This is a genomic window from Mesorhizobium sp. M7A.F.Ca.CA.001.10.2.1 (genome assembly GCF_003998575.1).
Lineage (GTDB): Bacteria > Pseudomonadota > Alphaproteobacteria > Rhizobiales > Rhizobiaceae > Mesorhizobium.
This window is the reverse complement of the sequence record NZ_RZQY01000277.1, coordinates 1-7404: the sequence shown is the minus strand read 5'-3', so window position 1 is coordinate 7404 and position 7404 is coordinate 1. Positions and strand designations below refer to the sequence as shown.

8 protein-coding genes and 1 pseudogene are annotated in these 7404 nt (G+C 61.7%); 5 read left to right on the top strand and 4 right to left on the bottom strand.

The window, feature by feature from the left end; translation table 11 throughout:
• The coding region (gene traA, locus EN964_RS18480; RefSeq protein ID WP_127276604.1) for a Ti-type conjugative transfer relaxase TraA at positions 1 to 1943 on the bottom strand (1943 nt) is incomplete at its 3' end.
• A 182-nt stretch (positions 1944 to 2125) separates the two neighbouring features.
• On the opposite strand from traA, the gene EN964_RS18475 reads away from it, so the two are divergent.
• Positions 2126 to 2452, top strand: coding sequence for a conjugal transfer protein TraD (locus tag EN964_RS18475; protein WP_127266661.1), 327 nt, complete (start codon positions 2126 to 2128; stop codon positions 2450 to 2452).
• Position 2453: 1 nt separating this feature from the next.
• Complete coding sequence (locus EN964_RS18470; RefSeq protein ID WP_127266660.1) at positions 2454 to 2702, top strand: conjugal transfer protein TraD; 249 nt, start codon at positions 2454 to 2456, stop codon at positions 2700 to 2702.
• A gap of 498 nt (positions 2703 to 3200) precedes the next feature.
• Here the strand turns inward: EN964_RS18470 and EN964_RS38640 are convergent.
• Positions 3201 to 3515, bottom strand: a pseudogene (locus EN964_RS38640) (AraC family transcriptional regulator N-terminal domain-containing protein); the annotation flags it as partial.
• A gap of 346 nt (positions 3516 to 3861) precedes the next feature.
• On the opposite strand from EN964_RS38640, the gene EN964_RS18460 reads away from it, so the two are divergent.
• Genes EN964_RS18460 through EN964_RS18450 form a run of 3 tightly spaced genes read left to right on the top strand, consistent with a single transcriptional unit; the run spans position 3862 to position 5589 of the window.
• Positions 3862 to 4368, top strand: a complete 507-nt coding sequence (locus tag EN964_RS18460; protein WP_164748739.1) for a helix-turn-helix transcriptional regulator — start codon at positions 3862 to 3864, stop codon at positions 4366 to 4368.
• Entirely contained in the window at positions 4355 to 4849 is a 495-nt protein-coding gene (locus EN964_RS18455; protein ID WP_127266657.1) for a hypothetical protein, read from the top strand. Before EN964_RS18460 ends, EN964_RS18455 begins: the two co-directional genes overlap by 14 nt.
• Entirely contained in the window at positions 4813 to 5589 is a 777-nt protein-coding gene (locus EN964_RS18450) for an HdeD family acid-resistance protein (RefSeq protein WP_245465160.1), read from the top strand. Before EN964_RS18455 ends, EN964_RS18450 begins: the two co-directional genes overlap by 37 nt.
• Before the next feature lie 410 nt (positions 5590 to 5999).
• Here the strand turns inward: EN964_RS18450 and EN964_RS18445 are convergent, their stop codons facing one another.
• Both EN964_RS18445 and EN964_RS18440 read right to left on the bottom strand, forming a co-directional pair.
• Positions 6000 to 6833 carry an SDR family NAD(P)-dependent oxidoreductase gene (locus EN964_RS18445; RefSeq protein WP_127266655.1) on the bottom strand — a complete coding sequence of 278 codons (834 nt, stop codon included), beginning with the start codon at positions 6831 to 6833 and terminating at the stop codon, positions 6000 to 6002.
• A gap of 143 nt (positions 6834 to 6976) precedes the next feature.
• Positions 6977 to 7404 (bottom strand): cupin domain-containing protein (locus EN964_RS18440; protein WP_127276602.1); only part of this gene is annotated, 428 nt, incomplete at its 5' end.

The following is a 7404-nucleotide window of genomic DNA, read 5'->3' as shown; positions in this document are numbered from 1 at the left end:
GACCTGGCGTCATCGGTTTGAACCGTCATCGTCTGGACGCTGACCTCTTCGATCACACCGAGCGTGCCGTTCTTGACGCCGAGCGACCGCTCGTTGCGCAAGAACATGACCCGGTCGCCGCGTGCGAAGGTCCTTGCACCGCGCTCCACATCCACCTGAACTTCGTCGCCGAGATCTCCATCCGCGCGCATCCGCTCGCGCGCTGCCTGGTTGAGCGCGCGCACTTCGTCGTTTGTGTGGGTGAGAATGATCCGGCTCGCTTCAGGCTCTGCATGCCTGTCCCGATCCCAGCGCTCGACAAGATCGCTGCGTGCCTCATCGCGCGACGCAGCTTGGTGCACCATGCCCTGCGCGTCATAGGCGTCGATCGCAGCGCCGATCCTGCCGGTTGCAAGATCGCGCGTGGCATCACGCTGCCAGTCCTCACGCTGCCGGCGCACCTGACCGATTTCGACGCCACCATGTCGCTCATGGATCGAGCGGAATGCCGCACCGGCTTCAATTGCCTGCAATTGCTGCGGATCGCCGACGAGGACGACTTTTGCGCCAACGTCCGCCGCATGGGAGAGCACGCGCTCCAACTGGCGCGTGCCGACCATGCCGGCCTCATCGATCACCAGGACATCGCGGGCGCTGAGCAGATCCCTGCCCTGTCCCCAGCTATGTTCCATGCTGGCGATGGTGCGTGACGAAATGCCTGAACCGCCCTCCAGATTCTCGGCGGCAATGCCGGAGAGTGCGGCGCCTCGAACCTCATAGCCCGCCGCTGCCCATGCCTGGCACGCAACGCCCAGCATGGCGCTCTTGCCCGTTCCGGCAAAGCCGACAACGACACCAAGACCGTGGCCATCGGTGATGTGCGCAAGTGCATCGATCTGCTCGCCTGACAGGACAAGCCCGCGTTGCGCAGCCTGCGCCAATGCTGCCTCACGATGTGCGTTACTCACCGCGTGTCGCTCGTCCAAATCAATACGTTCCGCAGCGCGGTGAAGGCGCTGTTCGGTCTCGATCATCTGCCGGGTGGTGAAACGGTTTTCGCCGCGCATGTCCTTGCCGAGTTCGACCAGATCGGGTGCGTTGCCGATGGCTGCCACTACCGCGTTGAACTGCTCCACTCCATCGCTGTGCCGATGCGCAAACTTCGCAATGTCTTTTCGGGTGAAGGTCGATTGCTGATGGGTGATGGCATCGAGCGCTACGGTTGGATCGGCAATGATGCGCGCACCATTGTTGCGCGCGATCTCGCGGTGCAGTTCGGCGCGATCTGCTTCACTATCGCCAGCAGCAAGGTCACTGCCCTCGATGCGTTGCGCTGGCGCACCAATCTGGGTTTGCGGCTCCAGGGCAATGCCCTGCGCTTCCAGACTGCGATGATCGATGCGGGCGTCGATGTCGAGTTCGGCCAAGCGTTCATTGGCAAGCTCCGCCCACCGCTCGCGCCAGCGCTCGACCAGCTGGGTAGCATTCCAGTCTCGAACCTTGGCGCCAAAGCCGTTCTCGTCCACGGACCGCATGGTGAGCATGACATGAGCGTGCGGTTTGGGGCTGCCATCCTCCGCCCTGTCCCAATGCACATTGAGATCGGCGACCATGCCCTGGCTCACAAACTCAGCCTGAACAAAGTCGCGCGCCAGTTCGATGCCTTGCGCCTGGCTGAGTTCTCGCGGGAGCGCAAACTCCACCTCGCGGGCGAGCTGGGCATCCTTGCGGACCTCGAACGCCTCGACATCGTTCCACAGCCTCTCGCGGTCGCGCCAGGCCTCCGGAGCATCCTCAGGCAGCATCACCTCGGAATGGACAACACCGCGCTTGGCCGAGAAATCGTGAGTACGTTCGATACGCCCGTCGCGCAGCCTCGAAGCCGAGCGGTAGGCCGCAGAAGCCAACGCGCTGCTGCCTGCCTTGCGGCCAATGATCTTGACGTGAAGATGATAGATCGCCATCGCGAGCAGATCATTTGCACGGCAAAGCGTACGTCGGCACGACGTATAAGCGCGCCCTCCCTCGAAAAATTCTCGGGATGGACCGGCGCGTCCCGAGCCGTCTCGGCAACCCTGAAGCCATCCGGCAGACGCTCGCCTATCATCGCTGCATCGACAATCAATGGAGATGATGGAGACAGCAGATGCGCAAGCCACGCGACTACGATGCGGAACTGAAGGCGCTGGAAGACAAGGCGCGAGAGCTCAGAACCAGAAAGGTCCAGCAGCTTGGAGAGCTGGTGATCGCCACCGGCGCCGACCAGCTCAGCACCGACGAACTGGCCGGCGCACTGGTTGCAATCGCCGAGACGAAAGAGACCGCAAAGCGTGAGGCATGGGCCAAGCGTGGGGTGATGTTTTTCGAGAGCGGCTCCCGGCGAACTGCTCCGGCATCTCAGCGCAACCCTCGCGGCACTCCAGCGCAACCGGGCGGCCCACAATCGCCGGCAGGCGGCTCTGGCTCGGCATGATATGCGCACCTGGCAGGTCGAGCGTCGCAAGCGCACACGGCAGCTCATCGAACTTGGCGGTCTCGTCGTCAAGGCGGGCATCGTTGATCTGACCAACGACGATCGCGCTACCATCTACGGCGCGTTGCTTCGGATCGCCGCCAAGCTGCAGAGCGATGAAGGCGAGCATGCGCGCAACCTATGGAATGCGAAGGGAAGGCAGGCGTTCGATGCTGAACGGCGTGAAGAGCGGATGGGACGTCGGGCTTAGCCACAGTTGGCGTGAGCAGCGACCGGTACGAAGCCGGGACAGCAGACTTCCGCCGGTGCGCCAGCGCCGACGCCACAGTCAAGCCCTTGCGAGAAGCTTTCGCGATCTTCGTCGCTATCGGAGACATTCTTCTCACGCGAGCCTTGATCCAGATGATGACAGGCGCAAGGCTTGCGCAGGCGAAACTCGTCAAAGCAGACGCTGCGTTATGAGCAAACTTCAAATGCCAGATCGTGTTCCCCTCGAAACGTCCCACGCCCCCAGATGCGATCATGCACACTGCGCGTTGAGAGAAACTCTATTGCCAGGATGCGAGCCAGTGGAATGGCTCTGCACAGCTGGAACGGGCGGAAAAGCGAGGGAAGCTTCTCGCTCTAGATGAGATCGGCAAAGGCATCCCAGCCGATGGGACGGCAGAGGCGAAACTTACTCTTGTCATGTTGCGCAAGAGGAGTGGATTTTGCGAACAAACGTACAACTGGCGCGGCTTGGCGAAGTTTCCCTGAGCCACTGAATGGCGATGCCGACCCCTGAAAGCGTGGTATCTGGGGTCGCCATATCCCGCAGCATCCAGCCGAGTGGCCCCTTCAGCACGTGGAAGAGAATTTCGCGCTGGTAGGCCGGGGCCAGGGCCGGAACCTGGTCCGGGCGCTCCATCAGGCTCAGCATGCGAAGCCAGGAATCGAGCAGTTCAGGTGTAACAGGGCGCGTCCTGCCCGATCGTGCTGCAAGCCGAGCCGATCGATATGGCGAAGCCGCGCGCGAAGAGCTTGGCGCACGACGAGTAAGAACCGGGGCGCTGGCTTCGAACATGAAGCCGCTGACCGGAGCGACCTCCGCTCGCTCTTCCGACGTTGGCTTGGCGCCTCGACCGCGGACGTCCGAGCGCCAGACGCTTGGCCGCAGGAAGGCTTCGCGGACCGCATCGGCAGGTTGTCTAAATCCAAAGCATGGGAATCCTAAGCGAGGGTACATGTTGCAAGACGATTGTACGAATTGAGCCGAGCACGGGTGACGTTCAGATTCACCGGGGTAACCGGACCGTCATTTCGGCGTGTTGAGCAGTCCTACTGCTGTCGCATCTGGGGAAAGGATCGACGATCCCCACGACGAGCGCAGCCGGCCCGGCCTATGCGGAATGAGACACAAGGGGCCGTGCATGTTCGACAATACGCCTGCGACTGATAACCCCGAACCCATGTCTAGAGGCATCTACGATGACGTGATCAGGCTTGCGGTCGCCGCCCGTTGGCTCGGACTGTGCGTTACCCAAAACGCGCATACCCCAGGAAATGCCCTGGTGAAATGGCGGCTGAAGCGGGCCTTATATGTCGAAGACCACATTGCTGACACGATCAGCCTTGGTAATCTCGCGGCTCAAGCGGGCCTGAGCAGGATGTATTCTGCAGCCCAGTTTCGGACGGCAACCGATCTTCGTCCGCACGAGTATGTGGTGCGCAGGCGGACCCATCACGCCAAGGTCGTGCTCGCCGAAAACACATACTCACTGGTCGAGGTCGCACTGAGCGTCGGCTTCCAGGCGCAGGCACATTTGTTCACCGTCTTCAAGCGTTTTGCCGGGGAAACACGTCGGCGATGGCGGGTGCTCTATGCGTTTCGCTCCCTTTACTCCCTCTCCAGGAGAGATGGCCATGAAATCCTGTAACCTGGTCGTTGCTGTGGTGACCGCTTACGTCGCGCTCGTCGCGGTTCCAGCGCGGCTTTATGCCCAAGAACTGCAGTGCCCGTCCGCGGCCGACCTCCACGTTTCCCCGCTAGAGGGCGAGGTCACGGGATTCGTTCCTAAAGGGCTCACGCTTGACCAGCCCGCCCAGTTGCAGACGGCAATCCAGCTTCTGCGGGAGCACGGAATGTCCAGCGACGATACGATCAACTACCTTATCGCGCTCTACTGTCCGGCCGTGTCGGCCAGTACCGACGGCAGCCACGAGGAGAAGCTCGAAAGAGTGAGACAATTCGCCGACAACGTTACGCGTCAAGTGCTTGCAGCCAACAGCATCCAGGACATCATCTACGACGTACCGCTACCTCCCTCCGTGGCGGCCGCGGCGGCAGTTCATGCGGGCGACGTCGGCCTCACCGTCGAACAATGGATCGCGACGACCGTCGAGGACGCTCTCAGGTAGCCGGCGAGCGGTCCATCCAGCGTTCTGAGGCGCTCAGCGATAAGCGCACCTCCTCGGGTATTCCGTGGTCGCCACGCGATCTTCTGGCCCTTGGCCAGATGCATCAAGCCTATCCGATCCAGCAAAGAAGGAGACCTGAAATGTTCGACACCACCATCAACCGCTCGCCCGGAGCGCCACTGAAGGAACTTCACGGCAAGTGGGGTTGGTTCGTAGCGCTTGGCATTGGACTTCTGGTCACCGGTGCGATTGCGGGCCTAAACCTCCTGCTCGCGACGCTCGTATCCGTTCTCTATATTGCCGCCATGATGATCGCCGGTGGCGTGATGCAGATCATCCACGCCTTCACGACTGGCAGCTGGGGCCGCCGCTTTCTCTACCTCCTGGCCGGACTGCTCTATGCGGCTGCCGGAGCGATCTCGGTCTACGATCCTGTCTTAACCGCCGTCGGCATTTCCCTGGTGCTCGGCGTCCTGCTCATTGCCGCTGGCACCCTTCGCATTGTTATTGGCTTGCAGCTTCGCAGCCAGGGTGGGTGGGGATGGATCGCCGGCAGCGGCGTCTTCACCGTCGTTGTTGGCATGTTCATTGTCGCCACTTGGCCTGCCGTTGGCCTGTGGCTCCTCGGCGCAGTTCTCACCGTCGACCTTTTGTTCCAGGGCGGCGGTTTCATTGGTCTTGGGCTATCCCTGCGTTCAAGACAAAAGCGTCGCATCAGCAGCCGATCCGTCGCCGCCTGACCTGCTACCCGCAAAGACAGACCCATAGATCCGACGAGATCTGCCAGTCTCCTGGCAGATCTCGGTTTGATTCCGGCGAACCGAACCGTTTGACACGGCTGCAACGCAGCCGCACTAGCCGAACATGGCGTACGTGCCGTCCACGCGTGACCCTACACCAGCAAGCACAACGCGAACGCCGCAGGGCCGTCCGAGTTGCGGCAGGACGTCAGGACTCACTCGTGAGAACGAAGATTGAGGCTAGACGCCCGGCAAAGCGACCATCCTAGCTGATCGCCTTCGCCTCTCGATCGACACACCAGCGGCCTCGCTCGAGACGGAGCTAGCTCCCACCTCTGTATCGTCCGCGCTAATTGGTCGGAAGCTTCTCCGGACAGTTTGACCGATCCCCGGACGAACTCGTGGAACGTTCACAGTGCGACCGTGCTGTAGGCGATATCCTTCCACGCGTCGAACTCCATACGCTGCGCGATCAGTTTTGACGTAATGGCCTCCCAACTGTCGGGGCCAAGTATAAGTTGCCGAGGCATGGTTTTAGCCATCACCAGACCGACAAGTATCTGTGCAATCCGATGGGGGTCGCTCGGCGCAAGGGCGCCATCTCTGTCGTTTTCCAGAAGATCCATGATGGCATGCGCCGGGGCATCGTAGCCCTCGATCCTCGGGCTCCGGAGATTGCGCGAGACTATGCCCGTCGGCATGCCCCCCGGCTGGACCGACATCACGCGTATGCCAAGCGGCGCGACTTCTTGCGTCAGCGCTTCAGTGAGCGCTTCGAGAGCGAATTTCGACGCGCTATAGTAGCCGAGGGACGGCATGGCGACGATGCCGTTGGTCGAGGAGATATTGATGATCGTCCCGCTTCCGCGTGCGCGCATGCCAGGCAGGGCAGCCCGTATGGCCGCGACCGCGCCAAACACATTGGTTTCGAATAGCTTACGAACTTTCTCGTCTTGCCCTTCCTCTATTAGGGCGAGGTAGCCGACCGCCGCATTGTTCACGAGTACGTTGATATGGCCATGCCATCCCTCGGCCGCCGCAACGGCCGCCTCTATTTCGGTGGTGCTAGTCAAATCCATCGATAGGGGCAGTACCGCGCCTGGATAATCCGCGGCCAGCGCGTCCAGGCGAGAGCTGTCCCGCGCCGTGACAGCCACGCGATGTCCGGCTCGCAGAGCCGCGTGCGCAATAGACGCGCCCAGCCCGCTCGATCCGCCGGTGATGAGCCAAACCGGTGTGTTCATTTGTGCTTTCCTTCTGGATGAAACACAGTGTTCAGCCCCGCTCCGTTCTCGCCCACCACTCGACCGAGAACGAGCCTACGCGCCAGGAGGAGAGTAGTCGGGGAGACGGCGATGGGTGACGCGGTCGGTTTCAGCCGCGTCCGTCACGGGGCGCCGGGCGCCAGAAAACCCGGTCTGGCCCTCAGACCGGCCACCGCCACCCTCGGCAAGCTTAGATTCGCCGCCAGCACGTCGACCGGATTGGCCGCTAGCCAGGCGGAGAGGTCGTTCGCCTCGTAGTGACCGTTATTGAACCCGACGAGGACCCGCAGGACTCCTGGCCCCGTGTTGCGGATATAGTGGCCGGAACCCATTGGCGCATAACCGATGTCCCCTGCCTCGAACTGCTCAATGACAACCTGTCCCTCGGCAAGGAACACCGCCATCTCTGCAGCGCCTTCGATGTAGTATTGCCACTCGTCGGCATTGGGGTGCCAATGCAGTTCGCGCATCGCCCCAGGCTCGATTTCCAACAACGAACCGGCCATCGTGGTAGAGATCGGAAACTCGTCTACCGACACGGTTCTTTGCG